23 protein-coding genes and 1 pseudogene are annotated in these 21,071 nt (G+C 41.7%); 1 reads left to right on the forward strand and 23 read right to left on the reverse strand.

Annotation, left to right across the window (positions count from 1 at the left end; genetic code table 11):
• A partial coding sequence (locus CYK18_RS10095) for a DDE-type integrase/transposase/recombinase (RefSeq protein ID WP_142374389.1) occupies positions 1–223 on the forward strand: 223 nt, incomplete at its 5' end.
• 52 nt (positions 224–275) lie between these two features.
• Here CYK18_RS10095 and CYK18_RS10100 read toward each other — a convergent pair.
• From CYK18_RS10100 to hemW, 23 genes and pseudogenes are all read right to left on the reverse strand, one after another.
• Positions 276–1,739: pseudogene (locus CYK18_RS10100) on the reverse strand (CD3337/EF1877 family mobilome membrane protein); the annotation flags it as partial.
• A gap of 2 nt (positions 1,740–1,741) precedes the next feature.
• Entirely contained in the window at positions 1,742–4,189 is a 2,448-nt protein-coding gene (tcpF, locus tag CYK18_RS10105; RefSeq protein ID WP_000331160.1) for a conjugal transfer ATPase TcpF, read from the reverse strand.
• The gene (locus CYK18_RS10110; RefSeq protein ID WP_000723888.1) at positions 4,173–4,565 is read right to left on the reverse strand and encodes a conjugal transfer protein; all 393 of its coding nucleotides are present in this window, start codon (positions 4,563–4,565) and stop codon (positions 4,173–4,175) included. Before CYK18_RS10110 ends, tcpF begins: the two co-directional genes overlap by 17 nt.
• Before the next feature lie 88 nt (positions 4,566–4,653).
• Complete coding sequence (locus tag CYK18_RS10115) at positions 4,654–5,151, reverse strand: antirestriction protein ArdA (RefSeq protein WP_000342539.1); 498 nt, start codon at positions 5,149–5,151, stop codon at positions 4,654–4,656.
• Positions 5,152–5,267: 116 nt separating this feature from the next.
• Positions 5,268–5,489: a hypothetical protein gene (locus CYK18_RS10120; protein ID WP_001009056.1), complete on the reverse strand. Its 222-nt coding sequence runs from the start codon at positions 5,487–5,489 to the stop codon at positions 5,268–5,270.
• A gap of 42 nt (positions 5,490–5,531) precedes the next feature.
• On the reverse strand, positions 5,532–6,737 hold the full coding sequence (gene mobT, locus CYK18_RS10125) for a MobT family relaxase (protein ID WP_000398284.1): 1,206 nt from the start codon (positions 6,735–6,737) through the stop codon (positions 5,532–5,534).
• Between the two features lie 177 nt (positions 6,738–6,914).
• On the reverse strand, positions 6,915–8,300 hold the full coding sequence (locus tag CYK18_RS10135; protein ID WP_000813488.1) for an FtsK/SpoIIIE domain-containing protein: 1,386 nt from the start codon (positions 8,298–8,300) through the stop codon (positions 6,915–6,917).
• Between the two features lie 28 nt (positions 8,301–8,328).
• Positions 8,329–8,715 (reverse strand): YdcP family protein, encoded by a 387-nt coding sequence (locus CYK18_RS10140; protein WP_000985015.1) that lies wholly within the window; start codon positions 8,713–8,715, stop codon positions 8,329–8,331.
• A gap of 15 nt (positions 8,716–8,730) precedes the next feature.
• Positions 8,731–9,045, reverse strand: coding sequence for a YdcP family protein (locus CYK18_RS10145; protein WP_000420682.1), 315 nt, complete (start codon positions 9,043–9,045; stop codon positions 8,731–8,733).
• 415 nt (positions 9,046–9,460) lie between these two features.
• Positions 9,461–10,114, reverse strand: coding sequence for a phosphate signaling complex protein PhoU (phoU, locus tag CYK18_RS10155; protein WP_000946458.1), 654 nt, complete (start codon positions 10,112–10,114; stop codon positions 9,461–9,463).
• Between the two features lie 11 nt (positions 10,115–10,125).
• On the reverse strand, positions 10,126–10,884 hold the full coding sequence (gene pstB / locus CYK18_RS10160) for a phosphate ABC transporter ATP-binding protein PstB (RefSeq protein WP_101786430.1): 759 nt from the start codon (positions 10,882–10,884) through the stop codon (positions 10,126–10,128).
• 12 nt (positions 10,885–10,896) lie between these two features.
• Positions 10,897–11,700, reverse strand: coding sequence for a phosphate ABC transporter ATP-binding protein PstB (pstB, locus tag CYK18_RS10165; RefSeq protein WP_020900241.1), 804 nt, complete (start codon positions 11,698–11,700; stop codon positions 10,897–10,899).
• 10 nt (positions 11,701–11,710) lie between these two features.
• Positions 11,711–12,595 carry a phosphate ABC transporter permease PstA gene (gene pstA, locus CYK18_RS10170; RefSeq protein ID WP_101786432.1) on the reverse strand — a complete coding sequence of 295 codons (885 nt, stop codon included), beginning with the start codon at positions 12,593–12,595 and terminating at the stop codon, positions 11,711–11,713.
• Positions 12,585–13,502 carry a phosphate ABC transporter permease subunit PstC gene (gene pstC, locus CYK18_RS10175; RefSeq protein ID WP_001070903.1) on the reverse strand — a complete coding sequence of 306 codons (918 nt, stop codon included), beginning with the start codon at positions 13,500–13,502 and terminating at the stop codon, positions 12,585–12,587. The genes pstA and pstC overlap by 11 nt, the downstream gene beginning before the upstream one ends.
• Positions 13,502–14,380 carry a phosphate ABC transporter substrate-binding protein PstS family protein gene (locus CYK18_RS10180; RefSeq protein WP_101786434.1) on the reverse strand — a complete coding sequence of 293 codons (879 nt, stop codon included), beginning with the start codon at positions 14,378–14,380 and terminating at the stop codon, positions 13,502–13,504. The genes pstC and CYK18_RS10180 overlap by 1 nt, the downstream gene beginning before the upstream one ends.
• 325 nt (positions 14,381–14,705) lie before the next feature.
• Complete coding sequence (locus tag CYK18_RS10190) at positions 14,706–16,010, reverse strand: RsmF rRNA methyltransferase first C-terminal domain-containing protein (protein WP_101786438.1); 1,305 nt, start codon at positions 16,008–16,010, stop codon at positions 14,706–14,708.
• The gene (locus CYK18_RS10195) at positions 16,011–16,784 is read right to left on the reverse strand and encodes an inositol monophosphatase family protein (RefSeq protein ID WP_101786440.1); all 774 of its coding nucleotides are present in this window, start codon (positions 16,782–16,784) and stop codon (positions 16,011–16,013) included. It abuts the gene before it with no gap.
• A complete protein-coding gene (locus CYK18_RS10200; RefSeq protein ID WP_001041974.1) occupies positions 16,774–17,052 on the reverse strand; it encodes a UPF0223 family protein in 279 nt (92 codons plus the stop codon). The genes CYK18_RS10195 and CYK18_RS10200 overlap by 11 nt, the downstream gene beginning before the upstream one ends.
• Entirely contained in the window at positions 17,052–17,453 is a 402-nt protein-coding gene (locus tag CYK18_RS10205) for a Spx/MgsR family RNA polymerase-binding regulatory protein (RefSeq protein ID WP_000631254.1), read from the reverse strand. Before CYK18_RS10205 ends, CYK18_RS10200 begins: the two co-directional genes overlap by 1 nt.
• A 210-nt stretch (positions 17,454–17,663) precedes the next feature.
• On the reverse strand, positions 17,664–18,281 hold the full coding sequence (locus CYK18_RS10210) for a TIGR01906 family membrane protein (RefSeq protein WP_101786442.1): 618 nt from the start codon (positions 18,279–18,281) through the stop codon (positions 17,664–17,666).
• Positions 18,271–19,044: a TIGR01457 family HAD-type hydrolase gene (locus tag CYK18_RS10215; RefSeq protein ID WP_101786444.1), complete on the reverse strand. Its 774-nt coding sequence runs from the start codon at positions 19,042–19,044 to the stop codon at positions 18,271–18,273. The genes CYK18_RS10210 and CYK18_RS10215 overlap by 11 nt, the downstream gene beginning before the upstream one ends.
• An 8-nt stretch (positions 19,045–19,052) precedes the next feature.
• Positions 19,053–19,790, reverse strand: a complete 738-nt coding sequence (locus CYK18_RS10220; RefSeq protein WP_101786446.1) for an acyl-[acyl-carrier-protein] thioesterase — start codon at positions 19,788–19,790, stop codon at positions 19,053–19,055.
• 4 nt (positions 19,791–19,794) lie between these two features.
• Positions 19,795–20,925, reverse strand: coding sequence for a radical SAM family heme chaperone HemW (gene hemW / locus CYK18_RS10225; RefSeq protein WP_101782149.1), 1,131 nt, complete (start codon positions 20,923–20,925; stop codon positions 19,795–19,797).
• Positions 20,926–21,071: the final 146 nt, after the last annotated feature.

The raw sequence follows: 21,071 nt of genomic DNA on the forward strand, positions 1-21,071 counted from the left end.
GACAGAACATCGTACCATTAAATACCTGAATAATTTGATTGAACAAGACCATCGTCCAGTAAAGAGACGCAATAAATTCTATCGAAGTTTACGCACTGCCTCACCCACGATTAAATGCATGGAAGCCATCCGAGGATTATATAAGAAAACCCGAAAAGAAGGCACTCTCTTCGGGTTTTCGGTCTGTACTGAAATCAAGGTATTATTGGGAATCCCAGCTTAAATCATAGATGCCGTAAGGGATTTTATTCTTTATTTAAAACTTTGCAACAGAACCCTTTTTTACCTGTAACAATGGCAGACCCAGCCCCTAGAGTAGTCATGGAACGTCCAAGTTTCCGCTGTAGACGGTGCATGTGAGCGTGCATAAGCATACGAGGTTTTCTCATCACACGACTTCCCACACTTTGAGAATCGTTACTCTGTAGAGAAAACATACTCATTAAATCGCCCAGCTTGAAGTAGATTCCTGCAAAGGTCACAATCTGTAGAAAAGCAATCAAAAAGAACGGATAACCAGCCGATAAGGTATAGAGCATGGTTGAAATACTAAATGCTGTCGTAATAATCAATGTGATTCCAGCTCGTGTCAAAATGGTATTAAAGAGCTTTGTTATGGCTCGTTTTGACATACCATCAAATGATGGAATCATGCTTAAAATAAAGCTCACAGGCAGAAACATAGCATAGATGATAAAAAGTACCTGCGAGAAAATCATGATTCCTGTTAATAGGAATACAAATATGGAAATCCCAATATTGAAGACAAATAGGAAGAAGACTGTACCTAAACGGTTAATGGTCTTTGTAATGGTTAGATTGGTATTGCTTCTGTCTTCAATTTCTTCCGCAACAATTTTTTCTCTGTCTTCGCCATTGTTGGAATCTGGGCTGGTGGAGAGCAGGCTTTCCACACGGTCAATACCGATACTTTCAATGTCTGAACTGTTGTATTGAAGCAGTAGCCACGGTTGCTGAACCTGTATGGAAAACAGGCTATCTCTGATTAAGTCCACGCTGTCCTTGCCTTGACTATCGGAATGGGGCATGACAATCTTCGTGCCAAGTGATAAACTGGCATTACTGATGTCTGATGAAAAGTCATTGATTTTTTTAATGTAGTCGGGAGCGTAGGCAATAAAGGAAGCCGATAGGATAAACACCAGCACAAAATTCATAATGGCATGAATTGCCTTTGTGGTTTCTCTCTTTATCAGTCCCGTATAGGCAACATAAACCCCAAGAACCAAAATCAAGAGTAAGAGGAATCCAACATAGAAACCCTCTGTTGAAAATCCGTTTGCACTCACACCAGCTAAGGTCTGCATATTCTTACCAATGGAATCTGCTGTAGCGGAAATGAAGTCTAAGGAATAGGCTTCCTGTACTAAGTAACCTGTCGCATTGGAAACATACAAACTGATTGTCCAAATAAAATTGGTAATGGCATATAGTCCATACATGACCTGTTTTCCAATCCCGTCCGACCAGTTCCACGGAAGCCAGCCCCAGCTATTATCCACATAAAAATCCAGTTGATAGTTTTCAAGTGGGTATCGGCTGTATTCATTTGCCACATTGACCGTATCATCTACCAAGCCCGCAGCTTGAACCACCGTTCCCAGCATGGCTAAAAGAAAAATGGCAATCACAAGTGTGAAAGCCACTGTCATTGCCACTTTACCTAGACGTTTCAGCGTCCAGTTTGATTTTATTCTGTTTACTATTGATGGTTTCACATTTACACCTCTTTTCGCACAGGTGGTCTGGTATCAAAGGCATGGAGCAGTTCTTCAAATACAGGGTGGAACTGTATCACACCGACACGACCATATAAATCACTGATAAGGCATTGCCCGTTTTCCAAATCACGCAATCGCTTCTGATTGTTTTCGTCCTCTGGGTCTACACCAAAAAAGGCTAAGGTCTTTTTAATCTCGTTAAGGTCAGTGGAACGAAATGCAAATTTTAAGCCGAGGTTATTTTTCAGTTTTTCATCTAAGAGGTCGTCTGTATTTTGGGTCACGAAATATACCCCAGCGTTCATAGCACGACCAGCCCGAACCAGCTTCATAGATAGTGTTTTTCCTTGTGCTACCTGTAAAAAGCTCCATGCTTCGTCTAAATCTACAATCTTGAAAATGCTTCGGTCTGTATGGATAAAGTCTAAAGCAAAGGTACTAATGACAATCAGCATAGCAACGGATAAAAGCTCCATAGTGGTATATTCCTCAAAGGAAGTTTCCTTGTCGGGAAGTACCAAGTCCGCAACCTGTATAATGTTCAGTTGTTTTTCTAAGCTGATAGACTGCTCCACATAACCATTACTGAATAATAAATGTGCAAAGTCATAGTCTGTAAAACTTTCGATATGGTCGGCTATACTGGTACTTAGTGGCGTATTCTCAACCCGTAATTCCTCAATCACTTTCATCAACCCTCGTACTTCACTATTGGTTACTGCACGAATGGCTTTTCTAAGGATTGGGAAGCGTTCCCCATCACGAGAGGAAATCCCCGTAAGGAATGTCAGAATATCAATAGCCAGTGATTCAGAATCTTTGGGATTTTTCATAATCACATAAGGGTCAAGTAAGCCTTTGTTTTTCTCATCAGAAGTCAGAGTGACGATATTGATTTCATGGGAAATCTCTGGCAAGGTTTCTTTCCATCTGCCACGTTCTGCTTTTGGGTCTACAATCACTGCTTGTGCCCCATAAAGCACCGCATAATAGACGATAAGGTTATTCGCAAAGGATTTACCACCACCCAGCGAACCAACAAAAGCCGACGCTAACGCATTGGTTACTGAACCCTTAACCCCTTGACTGGCAAGAGCAGGTTTCAGATAGACATTGCGTCCAGTATCTAAGCTGTAGCCAACATAAATCCCCTCATTTTCCCCCAGCATTTGAGTAGCACCAAAACCTAAACCAGCGAGGAAATCAGAGGTCACGTATTGAATATAATCATTCATATAACGCTTGCTGGCAGGTAAAAATTCTTCATGTAAGCCGAGCATATCCCCAAATGGTCGTACCAGTTTTACGCTTAAATCGTCATAAAAATCTTTCACTTCATTACAACGACGTTTGAGTTCGTCAAGATCATTTGCTGATACCCTTACCACATAAGACAGCTTGTACATAGATTCCTTGCTTTGGTCTAAATTGGTTTCCAGCTCATTCACACTTTCCAGAGCTTCCGCCACATTGGAGCTGGTTTCATTATCACTTTGCCAAGCGTGGTTATCCAAGTCTTTCAGTTCTTTCTTTTTATTGCGGACAGTAGATAGGGCTTTACGATTCGCTACAATTTCCACATTCATTGACGTATCAATCGGGAATGTAAATTGCTGTTGCTGGTAGTAGAAGATTTCAGAGGACGGGAAGTCCAGTTCTCCGACAATGCTGTTAATGGTAAAGTAAGCTACATAGACGGTTTCATCTTCCTGCTGGATTTTCAAATATCGCTGTTTTTCTTCCACCAAACAGCGAGTAGGCTTAATCAAGTCATAGTATTTAATCAGCGTTTCATTATCCAGCTTTTTCTTTGATAGATGGTACTCATACTCTTCATAGGCAGTGCCTGTCTGTCCGTAAAGGTGTTCAATCAGATAGCCGAAGTCGTCCTTATCTAACCTGCGGATTTTGAAACGACGAGAGATTTTATTTTCTAAGAGCTTTTCCATCTTCTGAAAACGCAGGATTTCATCATTACTCATACTAACAAAATCGCCCATCAGCTTATGGTTCACATCATAGACAAAATCAGACAAAGCATTTTTTGCTTCAACGGTAAGACTTTTCATAGAAAACTCCTGATCGTTGAGAAGCAACTTAAAGCCGATAAAGAAACGGTAGTTCACTTGATTTTCGCCAATCATGGATATTAAAGCGTCTGTCTGTTGGTCGATTTTGTCATAGGCAACCGCTTTGAGCTTGCCAGTGACTTCATTTTTGGAACGCTCTTGTGCAGAACGTATGCTGGATTCTGTACTGATTTGTAAAGCATGAATTTTGCCATCACGATTTTGTGCGATAAGCTGTCTGAAAGAATCATGCACTTGTATTTTCTGTTCTGGACTTAGAAATGAGTAATTGTAAGGAACAAGCTCATAGTAAGCATAACATTCCCCGTCTTTATTCCAGACGAGATTGTTTTCAATGTATTTAATTGGATATGCCATAAAATTCACTCCTAACTGCTGTAATGGCTTCTTGTGGCTGGTTTCTGCCAAGCGTTACTTTTTTTCCTGCATAGGTCAGCTTTGGTCGCAGTGCATAAGCAATGACAGACTTCAAAAATCCATAAGGCTTTTTACCATCAAAAGTTTTTGTAGACATAAACCATGTGAAAGCCACAGGAATCCCAAAGTATTTGAGAAATGCTCCCTCTATCATGGAAAGAGGGGGCAAGTTGCCAAGTATCATCACTGCAAAGAGTGACACGACAAACCATGTCATTTGCGTAAAGGTTATGGGAAACGGAAGTCTAAAATCATTGATAGAATACAGTACCTTTTCCACAGACCAGATACTGGTATAGCTTCGTATTTTCTTCATGTAATCAATCCTTTCATAAAAAATAGGGGTAGCTGATTGAGCCACCCCGTAAAATAGAAAATCTGCCAGTAGTAATGTACCGACAGATTTAATAGACGATTTCAAAAATCCCATGATTGGTTGAGATAAACGTTCCTGAAAGGTCTAAATCCCGACCATAGGCTTGATAATCAATATAGTTTTGAAGACTAGCTGGTACTTCGCCTAAAGCACCCGTTTCTTCAATGTAGTAGCGTGCCACGTCATACATATCATCACAATCGGAATGAATGATAATATCCTCTTGATGTTCGCTTAGTTCTTCAATGCTTGAAAAATGAGTGAGCAGAGCAGATAGCTCCGATTGTAATTCTTCGGGTAATTCCGATACCATTTCCCATAGTCGATTGAGTTCGCCAATGGAAGTGTATTCGTCAACCGTAAAGGGTAACTCGTAGTCATGAATGGCGTATTCCTCATATTCATCATTCAAGCCGATTTTCTCTTTGACTTCCTCAAAGTCAATGGGAAAGGTAAACCACGCACCGACCAATTCGCCCTCATTGTATTTGCCTAAATTCGCAATATAGACTTGCATATCGTCCATATATTCACGTCCTTTCTTTGTAGAGATTCAAAAATCCCTACCGCACTTCGTTTGGTGTACCATTCCTTTGCGGAACATAAGAAAACCACTTATATTCCACAAAAGAACGGTTTTATTTAAGCACCAATAATGCGATTGAATAGCTCTAGTAAAATGTCTTTTACTCCAGCAGCGTTGAAGACTAAGCCAACCGCAATAATCGCAATAATTAAAAAGCCAATCAGTTTGCTAAACTCACGCTTGAAGCCAAGATACAAGCCAATCACAACGATTGCTAAAAGCACCAGTGATTGAGCGTTTGATAGAAACCAGTTATAAAGGTTTTGTCCAAAATTCATAAAAATGTTCTCCTCTCTATATTCAATGAATTTGTATTTGAGTTATTTTTTTGTTGTTATCACGTCCTGTTCTTTTACTGACTGTTGCTTCAAAATCTGCTTGTGTCGGTCTGTCAGTTTCGCATGGTCGAGAATGTCTTTTACAACCTGCGTCTGGTTGATTTCATCAAGTTTAATCGCAACCTTTAAGGTCGGGGCAACTTGATGAGATAGCCAGTTCAGCGTCCTTTGGAAGGAGTAAGGCTCTGGTTTTGTGGTTAGTTTTAATCGTTCACGATTGTTCCCAATAAACCAAGCCCATTCTTCATTCAGTTTCCAATCAGAACGAGGTTTGGAATCGTCTTTATCTACAAAACGGATATACCGATTGATAATTTTAAAGGCGGTATGCTCTGGATTGTCATAGACGAGTAAATCACGGACTGCATAATAGGCACGCTCATTTTTCAATCGAATCTCAAAACGGTTTTTTACTTCTGCGTCTTCAATGGGAATATCATTTTTCTTGTACTGCTCGTAGTCCTTTTCATAGATACAGAAATAAACTTCACTTTGTAATGAACCGATATAGAGGGTGTTTCCCATACATTCCTTTTCCTCTTTGCGTACCAGTTCGCCACTGCGATAGCTTTTAAAACTGCGGAAGACGGAGATACATTCTTCCTGTTGGCACTTTTCAGTGAGTACAGGGATATTCAAAATCCCTGTCTTATCGTTAATGGCAAGGTCAAGGCGTTTCATCACACCGCCAGCCACCAAAACGTCCATAAAGAACTCATACCAGCTTCTTTGTTGTGCCAGAAGATAGCTTTCAAATTGTCTGCACCCACGACCTTTCAATTCCACCAGAACTCCTTTGTCCAGTTCATGGGAGCAAAGGACGAATATGTCGCCTAAAGCATAATGCTCTGAATAAGAATAGAAACCATAGTCCTCATGAAGAAAATAGGACAGTTTCAGTTGTAAGATGTTTTCGACCACCTGCTGTACGTCTGTTGTCGGAAAGCGAATCCTTACATAATCAAACAGCATTTCAAGGGGAGCGTCGGGATTGAAGCGTTCCAGAGCTTCCCAAAGGGACTGCTGTAAATCCTCTGATGGCTTGACTTTTCCTGTTTCAATATCGCTTAGATACTGCCTTGTAATACCAGTCGCAACAGCTAAACGGTTTTGAGATAGTCCATAAGCCAAGCGTTTTTCTTTTAAATGCTGTAACCAAGTTTGTTCATTCAGTAAAAATCCCTCCAATCAAAAAGGCGTATGTCAACTTTTAAAGCCCATTTGACATACGCTGAAATTTTGTAAATCCCTTGTAACCAAAGGATTTTCTAATGTTTTTTTGACTGTTTCCTGTCGATTTGTACCCCCCTGTTAGATACGGGGGGTTAAGTGCTGGCGTGGCTATTGCCACACCAGCCAGCAAGATCAGTCCACACCTGCGACTTCCGCTTCGCACGTCGCCTGCGTGGACTGTCTGCTGTTGGATAACTTTTTAATTTCCTCCAAGAAATCATATCCTTTTGGTACAAGGGGAGTATAAAACTCTGATATGACACTTGTTCCTACATCAACATAGCCACGACCTTTGATTCGCTTTAAGAAGAAATCCTTTTGTACGTCACTGCCAAACATCATGCCATAGCCCATTTCAGACATACGACCTAAAGCCACTCTGAAATTAAACTGATCACGGATTCCGTCGCCTAAATATTTTGCGTCTGGACGTTGACAAGCCAGTATTAGAAAGAAGCCAGCTTGACGACCTAACATGACAATCTGTTTCAGCTTATTCATAACTGCGGTGTTTTCTTTTGTTCCCAGCATTTCCATGAAAGCGACGTATTCATCAAAGATTAAGAAGTGTGCCGGGAGACCTAAGTAAGCATAATTTTTGCCAGTCTTATAGTTCTTCATCTGCTTCATTTCCTCACTACGTTTCATCATTTCTTCATAGAATGTTTCAATGCAAGAAAGCAAGTCTTCTTTTCTATAGTAGACATTTGCCATCACAGAACCTAAGTCCGCAAGGTCAGCATTTTTCGGGTCAAGAATATACAGTTTTGAATCTGTATGAAGCAAGGCTTCAATCAGTGTCAGTATAAAGTAAGTTTTACCGCCACCTGTACCACCAGCAATCAACATATGAGGGAGCTTATCATATTCCCACCATACGTTTTTCATTAAGCGAAGTTTACCATCTTTAGCTTCTACTTCATCAATAGAAATACGACTGGCTATGGTGTCATAGAGCAAAGTATATTCCACATAGGAATCCTTTAACTCTTTATCCGTCAGCTCACAGTACAAGCCACTCTCTAATTTCTTTTCCAAGTGTAAGAGTTGGTCTTGATATTTTCCCAGCGTGATTTCCACCCGTATCTGTATCAAGCCATTTTTAAGTCGATAATACATTTTAGGGAAGTAGGTTATCTTTTCCTTTGTACGACCAGCACTATCTTTAAAGAAACCCTCTGTTTTGACCTGTTCAGATTCATACCACTTGTTTTCAAGTATCATCTTTGCCAGTTTTTGACGGTGGTAAAGTTGTTTAACCGTATCATAGCGAACCCGTTTGAATACAAACGCTACCAGCAAGCAGATAAGAATTGCGACACTGAAACTGATAATTAAATAGGGAATGTCAATCTTATCTGCTTGTGATAGGTTAAAATCCTGCCAGTTGATCTGCTGGATTGTCTTCACATGAAACAGTCCGACAACCAGCAGGAAAACAGGCAGGAGTGACGCTATCGTAAAATGAAAGACTAAATCTTTACCAGATGGGCGAATCCTTTTACCACGCTGTTTCATGCGAAAAAGTCTCCTTTCTACCTAGCGACTATTTGTCTTGTGTCGGTTCTTTCTTTGCTTGTGGTTGAGCTTTGAATGAACTAGAATCCTTTGTCAGCACAATATCGTCTGCCTTGATATACCAGTCAACATCTGCTCCTTGATAGGTGGCAGTAGCAACGGTGTCCGCAATGGGATTGATAAGTTCCACCCGTGCGTTATAATCAAACTCTTTCAAAGGCACGCTGGCAGGAATACTTACTTGAATCATGCGTCCTTGTCCTTTGGATTTTAAGTCATAGGTACGTTCCTTGATTTCATCTGAAACCGACCCGTCTTCATTTTGGATTCTCACTTCACGACGTAGAGCAGAGAATTTCAATTCTCCAAAAGTCGTGTCTTTATCTAATACAATGCCATTTGCTAATCTCATCATTTTTCCTCTCTTTCTTTATTCTTTTATCATGTCGTCAGCATGTAAAAGGTAATTTGTAAAACCACGAGTGCCGATTTTGTAGCCCTCTGCGGTAATACGTGGATTGACTAACTTCACACGTTCCTCAAAGCCGAAATGTTTTTCGCCAGCTTCAGCAGGAAGCACCACCACAATATCATCTGCTCTTTGAACATCAGAATAGAGATTATAGCTTCTTGATAAGACAGTTAGCCGTCCGTTGATTCTTCGCTGAACGACTTTATCCTCGCCAGCAAATTCTAAATTGCCGAATGTTTTTTCCATGTTGGGAATCACAAATTTAAGTTCCATATTTTTACCTATCCTTTCTTTTTTATTGGCTGAATGAATGTTTGATGGTCTTAAAGAGTGGGGAACGACCTTTTGATTCTTGATTTTTTGTTTTCATAAGTTCACTTCCTTTCAAAATCGGGTAAAAAAATAGACACCTCATTTTTTGAAGTGTCTACCTATTAAATATTCAAATTTTATTGGAAGTATCTTTATATCTTCACTTTTCAAGGATAAATCGTCGTATCAAAGCTCATTCATAAGTAGTAAATTAGTAGTAAATTGAGTGGTTTTGACCTTGATAAAGTGTGATAAGTCCAGTTTTTATGCGGATAACTAGATTTTTATGCTATTTTTAAAATAAAAATATTTTTTTCATTCAAAAAAGGAGCTGTCGGTTGATTTCGAGCTCCTTTTTATACATAATGAATCTATTTTATAGTTCGACAATCTTACCTGTTTCAAAGTAAACAACCCATTCACAGATATTCTTAGCATAGTCTCCAATACGTTCCAAGAAGGCAATCACTTGGAAATAATCACGGCCTGTAACGATAGCATCTGGATTTTTCTTAATTTCTTCTGTAGCCAAATCACGAATGCTATCAAAGTAATGATTGATTTTTTCGTCCATAGCTGCTACTTCATAGGCCTGATCAACTGAACCGTTGAGATAGAGTTCAAGGGCTGCTTCAACGAAGTTCTTGACATCGCGACCCATTCTCTTGATTTCTTCTTCAACAGCTGGGATACGTTGCTCCCCCTTCATACGAATTGCCGCTTTGGCAATAGAAACGGCATGGTCACCCATACGTTCCAAGTCAGATACAGCCTTCAAGACTGTCAAAACAGTACGCAAGTCCTGAGAAACCGGTTGTTGCAGAGCAATCATTTCAAATGATTTCTTTTCCAATTTCACTTCGTATTCGTTTACTTCTGCATCGTCTTCGATGACTTCCTTAGCCAAATCACGATCATGCGTAACAAAGGCACGCACTGTACGATTGATTTGGGATAGCACTTCTTGTCCCATAGCATAGAACTGGTTGTGCAATTTCTCTAAATCTTCCTCAAATTGAGAACGTAACATCATTTATCTCCTTATCCAAATTTTCCTGAAATATAATCTTCTGTTTCCTTGTGTTGTGGGTTTAGGAACATCTTCTTGGTATCGTTAAACTCGATCAGATCTCCATCTAGGAAAAATCCTGTCTTGTCAGAGATACGAGAGGCTTGTTGCATGGAACGCGTAACCAAGAGCATGGTGTATTTATCTTTTAGACCATACAAGGTTTCCTCAATCTTACCAGCCGAAATAGGGTCCAAGGCTGAAGTCGGTTCATCCAAGAGAATGATTTTAGGGCTGGTTGCCAAGACACGGGCAACACAGACACGTTGTTGTTGTCCACCTGAAAGCCCGATAGCCGAATCATGCAAGCGGTCCTTGACCTCATCCCAGATAGAAGCTCGTTGCAAGGCTTTTTCTACTGCTTCATCCAGAACCTGCTTGTCCTTCACTCCATTGATACGAAGCCCGTAAACAACATTTTCGTAGATAGACATAGGGAAGGGGTTTGGTTGTTGGAAAACCATACCGATTTCCTTCCGCAATTCAACTGTATCTGTACGTGGGCTGTAGATATTGTGGCCGTTGTAAACTACTGAACCAGTTGTGGTTACCTCTGGATTGAGATCTCCCATGCGGTTGATAGCCTTTAGGAGGGTTGATTTCCCTGATCCAGATGGACCGATCAAGGCTGTAATTTCCTTAGGTTGGAAAGATAGGGAAACACTATTCAAGGCCTTCTTTTGCTTGTAGTAAACGGACAGGTCTGACACCTGTAAAATAGCTTCTGTCATACTGTTTCCTTTCTATCCAAAGTGTCCTGTTACGTAGTCATTGGTTGACTGTAGTTTGGCATTTTGGAAAATATTAGAGGTCTTATCGTACTCAATCAAGTCACCCAAGTAGAAAAATCCTGTGTAGTCACTCGCACGCGCAGCCTGCTGCATGCTGTGGGTCACGATGATGATGGTAAAGTCCTTCTTCAATTCCAACATGGTTTCTTCCAGCTGGGCTGTCGCAATCGGGTCTAAGGCTGATGCCGGCTCATCCATCAAGAGGATATCTGGTTTAACAGAGATAGCACGAGCGATACAGAGACGTTGCTGCTGACCACCTGATAGGGTCAAGGCTGACTTGTGCAAATCATCTTTAACCTGGTCCCAAAGAGCAGCCTGACGAAGAGAGGTTTCCACAATTTCATCCAAGACTTGCTTGTCCTTAACCCCTGCACGTTCATGGGCAAAAGTGATATTGCGATAGATAGACTTGGCAAAGGGATTTGGGCGTTGGAAGACCATTCCAATGTGCTTACGCATCTCATAGACGTTGATTTCTGGACGGTTGACATCAATCCCTTGATAGAGGATTTGACCTGTGACCTTGGCAATATCAATGGTATCATTCATACGGTTGAGACTGCGGAGGTAGGTTGATTTCCCTGAACCAGAAGGGCCAATTAAGGCTGTAATTTTATTTTTTTCAAATTGCATATCGATGCCCTTGATGGATTCTTTTTTACCGTAGTAAACATGTAAATCCTTAGTAGAGAGGGCCACTTTCTCTTCAGGAAAGGTGATGATATGCTTTTCATCCCAATTATATTTTGACATGGCTTCTCCTTTAGGCAGCGGTTAATTTCTTATGTAGGTAGCTTCCGAGTTTACGGGCTCCAAAGTTAAAGATGAGGATAAAGATGAGGAGGACGGCCGCAGAACCTGCTGATACGATAGTTCCATCTGGAATGGTTCCTTCACTATTGACTTTCCAGATGTGGACAGCCAAGGTTTCTGCTTGACGGAAGATAGAGATTGGGCTAGTTACACTGAGAATATTCCAGTTAGACCAGTCAAGGGCTGGAGCGGATTGTCCTGCTGTATAAATCAAAGCAGCCGCCTCACCAAAGATACGACCAGAGGCCAAGACCACCCCAGTTACAATACCTGGAAGGGCTTCTGGAATGACCACATGGACCACAGTCTCCCAACGAGAAATCCCAAGAGCCAGACCAGCCTCACGTTGCGTATGGTGAACGTGTTTCAAACTGTCCTCAACATTTCGAGTCATCTGAGGCAAGTTAAAGACTGTCAAGGCCAAGGCACCTGAAATGATTGAAAATCCATACTCAAACTGAACTACAAAGATTAAGTAACCAAAGAGACCAACAACCACAGATGGCAGTGAAGACAAGATTTCAATACAGGTTCTGACAAAATTGGTCACAGGACCTTTTTTGGCATATTCAGCTAGGAAAATCCCAGCTCCCATAGACAAGGGCACAGAGATAATCAAGGTAATGACCAAGAGGAAGAAGGAATTATAGAGCTGAATTCCAATCCCTCCGCCCACTTGGTAAGAAGATGATTTGCCAGTCAAGAAAGACCAAGAGATGTGGGGCAAACCACGAACCAAGATATAGAGAATCAAGGATGCCAAGATAGCAACGATAATCCCTGCAATCGAGTAGAGGACAGCTGTTGCAATTTTATCTAATTTCTTAGCGTGCATAGTTTTTCTTTCCTCTTTCTTTCGTAATCAATTTAATCACACTGTTGAAGGCCAAACTCATCAAGAGCAAGACTAAGGCCAAGGACCAGAGAACGTTATTGTCAACTGTTCCCATAACGGTATTTCCAATACCCATGGTCAAGACAGAGGTCAAGGTCGCAGCAGGTGTTGTCAATGAAGTTGGGACAACGGCTGAGTTTCCGACCACCATCTGAATGGCCAAGGCCTCACCAAAGGCACGGGCCATCCCAAAGACCACTGCAGTGAAAATCCCAGAACGCGCTGCCTTCAAGGTCACGCGCCAGATGGTTTGCCAACGAGTGGCACCCATAGCCAAACTAGCTTCGCGGTAGTGACGAGGTACCGCACGCAAGCTATCGGTTGTCATAAAGGTTACCGTCGGTAAAATCATGACAAAGAGAACGAAAATCCCTGACAAAATTCCAAAACCAGTTCCACCAAAGACACTGCGAACAAAGGGAACTACGACCTGCAAACCAATAAATCCATACACAACTGAAGGAATCCCGACAAGTAATTCAATAGCTGGTTGCAAGATTCTAGCACCTTTTGGTGAGACCTCCGTCATAAAGACTGCCGCACCAATGGCAAAAGGAGTTGCGATAAGGGCTGATAGGATTGTGACAATAAAGGAACCCAAAATCATAGGAAGGGCACCAAATTGTTTACCTGAAGGATTCCATGTTTGGCCAAAAAGGAAATCAAAGATATTGACCCCATTGACAAAGAAGGTCGACAAACCTTTTTGGGCTACGAAAATCAAAATCATAGCCACAATGATGACAATCAAAGACAGACAGGCAAAGGTCAAGCCTTTTCCTAGTTTCTCTAGACGAGAATTCTTTGAGGGAGAAAGTAATTTTTTAGCTAATTCTTCTTGATTCATTAGTGACTCCCTTCTAATGCTGTCACCGTTCCTACAGCATCTTTTTCAACCTTCATTTCCTTGACAGAAATGTAGCCCATCCCCTTAACGATTCCACTTTGCGCTTCATCTGAGAGGACAAAGTTGAGAAACTCTGCCACCAATTCATTTGGTTGACCTAGGGTGTACATGTGTTCATAAGACCACAAAGGCCAGTTATTGCTTGTAACATTTTCTGCAATTGGCTCATAGCCATTCAACTTCATGCGTTTCACCGAGTCATCCACATAGGCAAAGGCTAGGTAAGAAATGGCTCCTGGTGTCTGGGAAACAATGTTTTTGACCATCCCATTTGAATCCTGTTCTTGACTCTGCACGGCCGATTGACCATCCATGACAACACTATCAAAGGTTGCACGTGAACCAGAACTTGCCGCGCGGTTGATAATCGAAATGGCTAGGTCTTTCCCACCGACTTCTTTCCAGTTGGTTACTTGACCTGTGAAGATGCTACGGAGTTGTTCAGTTGTCAGATTTTCAACGTCAACTTCCTTATTTACAATGACTGCCAAGCCCGCTACAGCAACCTTATGATCCACTAGAGCTGATGCGTTGATACCGTCTTTTTCCTCGGCAAATACGTCTGAATTTCCTACATCAACGGCTCCAGACTGAACCTGAGACAAACCTGTACCAGATCCTCCACCTTGGACGTTGACTGTTTTTCCAACGTGCATAGAGCCAAATTCATCTGCTGCTGCTTCGACCAAGGGCTGAAGAGCCGTTGAGCCAACAGCTGTCATGGATTCCCCACGATCAATCCAGCTAGCACATCCCGCCAAAGAACCTGCCAGCAAAAGAGCCGCAAGGGATAGAGCGAGTTTTTTCCTTTTTTTCACTGTTTTTCTCCTTGAAAATAATGGTGAATGCTGTGAATTTTTTCAACTATTTATTTATGTTTTTCTTTTGAAAATTGGGAGCCAACTGAAGTTCTTATACTCAATGAAAATCAAAGAGCAAACTAGGAAACTAGCCGCAGGCTGTACTTGAGTACGGCAAGGCGACGTTGACGCGGTTTGAATTTGATTTTCGAAGAGTATTAGCTTGGTTTAACTAGAAATTTGCTTAGTTACCTTCTCCACTAATTTTGACTTAAAATAAAAGACAATTTGAAAAAATCCATACTTCCACTATAACATAGACAAGCTACTTTGACTAGCATTTTCACTTGAATCTGAGGCCTTTTGGAAAATAATTTTTCAAAATATTTCCAGTCACCTTAGCAAAGCCCAAGCCATTGCCTTGAACCAAAACTTGGTACCAACCATTTGGCAGACTTTCCGCCAGCTGAACAGTTTCTCCAGCCACATACTTTACAAACGCTTCTTGGTCAATTTCAACCGACTGCTTGACCTGACTCGGTTTCAAGGCTAGACCAAGAGCAAAACTAGGCTCAAAGCGTTTCTTCTTAAAGGTACCCAGATGCAGTCCATTCCTAGCAATCTTGAGTTTCCCTAAATCTGGCAAGAGTTCTGGCAAGAGATAGAGTTGATCTCCAAAAGTCTGCAAGATCCCTCTTAGATTGACCTTCAAGTGGTTTTGGGCAAATTCCTGCCACAAGACAACTTGTTCACGGCTGAGATTGCTCTTACTTGCCTTAAATTTAGGGGCTAGATTGTCACCCTTAAACTGTAGATGAGCTACAAACTGACCCTCTCCCTTAAAATGATGAGGATACATCCGAGCCGTTTCTGGTAGGTCAATACCAGCTACCATTCCATTGATATGTTCAACTGGCAGCAAGTCAAAATCATACTCTTCCAGTAGCCAATTGACTATTTCTTCGTTTTCCTCAGGTGCCCAGGTGCAGGTCGAATAAACCAGACGACCGCCTTCTGCTAGCATGGTCACCGCTTCCTCCAGAATTTCTCTTTGCAGACTGGCGCATTGGCTCGGATAATCGAGACTCCAATAGTTCATAGCATCTGGCTGCTTACGAAACATCCCTTCCCCCGAGCAAGGGGCATCAAGGACAATGAGGTCAAAATAGCCTTTAAAGACCTTGGCCAAGCGATTGGCAGATTCATTGGTCACCACGACATTTGTCGCTCCAAATCGCTCCATATTTTCTACTAAAATCTTAGCCCGTTTGCTTGAAATTTCATTGGAAACAAGGAGCCCTTCCTCTGCTAGATAGGCTGCCAGTTGGGTTGATTTGCCACCTGGAGCAGCGGCCAAATCCAAAACCTTCATTCCAGGACTGGGTTGGGCTACCTGAGCCACCATTTGAGCAGCAGGTTCTTGCGAATAAACCAAACCTGTAGCATGCTCAGGCGATTTCCCTGAAACCTTCCCATAATGTCCCCAAGGGGTTTGAGGAATAGGATCAAAAAATGAAGCTTGGGCTTCTTTTAAAGGATTGACCCGAAAAGCCGAAACCGCTTCCTCCTCAAAAGAGGCAAGAAAATCTCTTGCCTCATCTCCTAGTATCTCTTCATATTTTTCAACAAATCCTTCTGGAAATTGCATTTAAGTTCTTTTCCTTTCGTAAATATAGGACTGAATTTCCTCCTGCATCTCAAGAGGGACCATCATAACCGGCTGTCTGGTTTGAAAATCAGGCGTTTCACCAGAAAGGGTCACCATCCGATAACCCAGACTTTCCCCTAAAATACTAGCGGCAGCATAATCCCATGGTTGCAGATAGGTAACATAGGTCAACAAACGCCCTGATAAAATCTTGGCAAAACTAATGGCCGCACTCCCATAGACACGAACACCAAGAACCGCTCGGCTCAAATCAGCCAGCCCCCATTCATTGGTTTCCAGCATACCACTATTTCCTGCAATGAGAAAATCTCCAAGTGGTTTTGCTTTAAAGGGAGCTAGGGGCTGATCATTTTGACAAACCGGAAATTCCCCACCACCGTGATAACAATCCCCTTTGACCACATCATAAATCAAGCCAAACTGCCCTTGACCATTTTCAAAATAAGCCATCATAACAGCGAAATCTTCCTGCTGGGCTACAAAGTTATTGGTACCATCAATAGGATCAATGACCCAAACCTTGCCCTCTTGAACTGAAGCACGCAAACAGCCCTCTTCAGCACAAATCTTATCCTCAGGATAACGGGACAAAATCTCACCAACCAAGAGGTCCTGAACTTCCTTGTCCAGTCTGGTCACCAAATCTGTTGGAGAGGTCTTAGTCTCAACACACAAGTCTTCCTGCATATGGTCAAGGATGTACTGGCCCGCCTTCTTGATAAGCTCTTTGGCAAATTCAAATTTACTTTCCAAGAGAAATCTTTCCTTCCCCTTTTTCCTTGGCAGCCTGAACCGCTCGGTAAAGCGAATAGCCACTAACTGTTTCAAATTCTCGTCCCAAACGTTTTTCTTCGCTCTTACTTGGCACGACCGCCTTGAATCCTTTATAGGAGTCCAGTAACTTTTTAGCCTCTACCTTGCCCTCATAGGCAGCTTCAACATCATTAAAAAAAGAAAGCACTGAAGCAAGTTCTTCAGTGCTCCACGACAAATCTAGTGGGTAACTATACTGTTTGTTCATTAACTAATACCAGCTCTCATTCTTGCTTCTTTTAGTTCTTGCTTACGATAACTACGAGGGAGAAAAGCACGAATCTCATCTTCATTAAAACCGATTTGCATACGTTTGGCATCAATAATAATGGGACGACGCAAAAGACTAGGATACTGCTCAATCAAATGAAGCAATTCTGATACCGAAATACTTTCTACATCAATATCTAATTTTTGAAAAATTTTTGAACGAGTTGAAATAATGTCATCAGTACCATTTTCGGTCAAGGAAAGGATGTGTTGCAATTCTTTTCTTGTTAAGGGACTGGTCATAATATTGTGTTCCTCAAAGGGCACCTTATGTTTTTCTAGCCAGGCCTTTGCCTTACGACATGAAGTACAGCTCGGTGATAGAAATAGTGTAATCATGCTTTTCTCTTCTTATCTATACTTTGCTACCTCTATTATACAAAAAAATAAAGCGCTTGACTAGAGATTTTTAGAAAAAAAGCCTATTTTTCCAGAAAAATAGACTGTTTGCGAACGATTAATACATTTCTGAATTAGTTAATTCACTCTTAACGATAGTTTCGAATCACACACCTAATTTATACATGTGAAATAAGAACATCTTTCGTTTCACTTCCTACGACTTTTTATGTAAAAATAGCCAAAGAAGCTTTCATAAAGGGCAAAAAAGAGGAGGAAGGCATGAAGGAAGAAGGTCTCTGGCAAAATCAGTATAACAGGATCCTTGGCTGGGTCAAAAAGCCAAGTATCATCTCCCACAAAGAGAATTTGATGGAAAAGAGTAAAGAATTGGTCAAAACCAATCAACACTCCCCCTAGCCCAATCAGTAAAGGCAAAACCACTAGAGCCAAAAGCCCTTTACTAAATAGAGACAAGAAGCCCTTTTTTACAATCCCTTTGACAAAGACGTAAAAACTTGGCAGTGTCACTAGAGCAACTAGCTGCACCAAGTGAAAGAGATTCTTGACCACTGCGAAATGGTGCAGACCAGCTGCTGACGAACGAAAATCTGGCATCTGTAAGACCTGACTAAAAGGATTGGTCAGATAATTCATCAAGATATGAAAGTTGTACTGAATAGTTTCTGGTTTTAAATAGACCCTATCCGTTAAGTTCAGCCACTGAATTTCCAGCGGATAAACAATCCAAGCCAAATAAATGGTCAGAAGGATTGAGAGGGAGAAGAGAAAGAGCATAGAGCCCCAAAAGGTCAGTTTAGTTTTCATCAAAATCCCACTCCACAAGGCTAGAAACCACATGAGTCGGTGCGATTGGCAGGTCTGCCACTTCTTCTGCCTTGGTAAAACCTGTCGTCACCAAGAGCGTTGGAATGCCATTGTCAATCCCTGCTCGGATATCTGTTAAATAGTTATCCCCAACCATAATCAACTCTTCACGTTCCAAACCTAAGTGCTCAACCGCCTTGTCCATAATGATGGCATTTGGCTTCCCGATATAAACAGGATTCACTCGTGTTGCTACTTCAAGCAGCGTAATCAGTGAACCAGCACCTGGCAAAAGACCGCGTTCAGTTGGAATGTTAAGGTCAGGATTGGTTCCGATAAAGTGAGCACCCTTTTGGATAGCCAGAGTCGCTGTGGCAAATTTTTCATAGTCAACTTGCCAGTCCAGACCTACTACCACATAGGAAGGATTATCCTTGTCTTCCACATAACCAGCCGCCTTGATGGCTTCCTTGAGCCCTGCTTCTCCGATGACATAGACCGTCTTTTCAAGCCCCAAGTCGTTCATATAGTCGATAGTCGCCAAAGTCGCTGTGTAGACAGTCGATAGGGGCGTATCGATATTAAAATTCTGAGCCAACATCTCTTGAACACTCTCTGGAGTGCGGGTTGTATTGTTGGTCACAAAGAGATAGGGGATATCCCGCTTTTGCAATTCATGGACAAAAGCCTCTCCAGCCGGGATTCGGTCTTTCCCCTTATAAATAGTTCCGTCTAAATCAATTAAATAACCTTTATATTTCATATTTTTCTCTAATCCTTCTTCATTTCTTGCCAAGTGATGATAGCTTGGGCATTGGTAGCACCGTCGCTTGTAATCTCATGTTTGCTTTCCAGTCCAGTCCGTTCAACAGCCGATGTAATCACACCACCCGGTCGAACTTCCTTGACATACTTGAGGTTGATTTTCTTGGGAATATATTGGGTCAAAAAGTCCGCTCCCATGACCTCAAAAATCCAGTCCAAGTATTTACTGTTATTGACATGGCCATTCATATCCAAGTCATAAAAACGGACATGGTAATCCTTGCCGACTGGCTCTTCCAAAGTCTCATACTTTGGTCCGCGGATAAGTTTTTTATCAAAATCAGACTGGTAAGGAGCTACAATCTCAGGTTCGACAGCATGGACTTTTCGACTGTCGCGGTCCATGAGAACAAAGGTCGCCATCATGTGGATGAGCTCCTGCCCTGCTTCATCATAAATGGTAAAGCGACGGTAGCAAAAGAGTCGATTGTAGCTCAAAGCTTCCGTTTCAATAGTGATTTCTTCCGCAAAACGAGGCAAACGAACCACCTCAATATCATAATCTGTGATAATCCAGACCAGATTATAGTCTTCCAAAATAGTCTTATCACTAACTCCCAACTCAATCGACTGCATCCCTGAAACTTGCAGGGATAGCAAAATCACATCTGGAAGCTTGATATGACCGTTCATATCAGCCATATCAAAAGGAATTTTCATTTTCATTTGATAAGTTAAGCCCATGATCCTACTCCAAAATAAATCGTTCTGCTACGGTGTCTCCCAAAAAGAGACCTCTCTTTGTCATACGAACTCGGTCACCCTCTATTTGCATGAGACCTTGTTGAACCAAGTCCTTGACAATTTCTCCATAAAGTCCATCGAAAGACCGTCCAAATTTTGCTTCAAATCGCGCCATGGAGACCCCTGATTTCTTGCGAAGGCCCAGGAACATTTCTTCTTCCATTTGCTCTTTTTGACTCAGGTGCTCTTCTGTGATACGCGCATTGCCTTCCTCAACTGCACTGAGATAATGGCGAATGGGACCATGATTTTTATAGCGAACACCATTGACATAACCAGATGCCCCAGCACCGATACCATAGTATTCAGCATTGTCCCAGTACATGAGATTGTGACGACTTTCAAAACCAGGTTTGGAGAAATTAGAAATCTCATAATGCTCAAAACCAGCTCGCTCCAGCTCTGCGATGATGTACTCAAACATCTCCGCTTCCAGTTCCTCCTTAGGCAGAGGCAATTTCCCTCGTCGCATCCGGTTCATAAAGACCGTGTGATTTTCTAAAATCAAGCTATACAAACTCATATGGGGAATATCCAGCCCAATGGCCTTAGCCACATTTTCCTTGACCTGCTCCATGGTCTGACCAGGCAGTGCATAAATCAAATCAATAGAGATATTGTCAAAACCAGCCAGTTTCAGACGGTCGATATTTTCATAAATATCCTTCTCCAAATGACTGCGCCCAATCTTTTTCAGCATCTTATCATCAAAGGTCTGCACACCTAGCGAAACACGATTGACAGCCGAGTTTTTCAAAACAGCTATCTTATCCGCATCCAAATCGCCTGGATTGGCTTCAATGGTCAACTCTTCTAAGGCAGACAAGTCCAAGTTTTTAGTCAAGCCCTTCAATAACACCTCTAGTTGCGGAGCTGTTAAGGCTGTTGGTGTCCCACCACCGATATAGAGGGTTCGCAACTTTTGAATATCATAAGAACGAAACTCTTCCAGCAGATGCTCCAAATAGCTATCTACCGGCTGATTCTTGATAAAAACTTTTGAAAAGTCACAATAATAACAAATCTGGGTACAAAATGGGATGTGCACATAGGCTGACGTTGGTTTTTTCTGCATAGTACTTATTATACCACAAAAGCGAACAATACTTAGAATTCCGTTTAACAAAATCCTAGCATTGTTCGCTTTCTTTATCTAATCATTCTTTGTATTTTATGGATAACACAACTATCAGAATCAATCTAGTTCGTTGTTAAAACACA

Source organism: Streptococcus mitis (assembly GCF_002860865.1).
Lineage (GTDB): Bacteria > Bacillota > Bacilli > Lactobacillales > Streptococcaceae > Streptococcus > Streptococcus mitis_AT.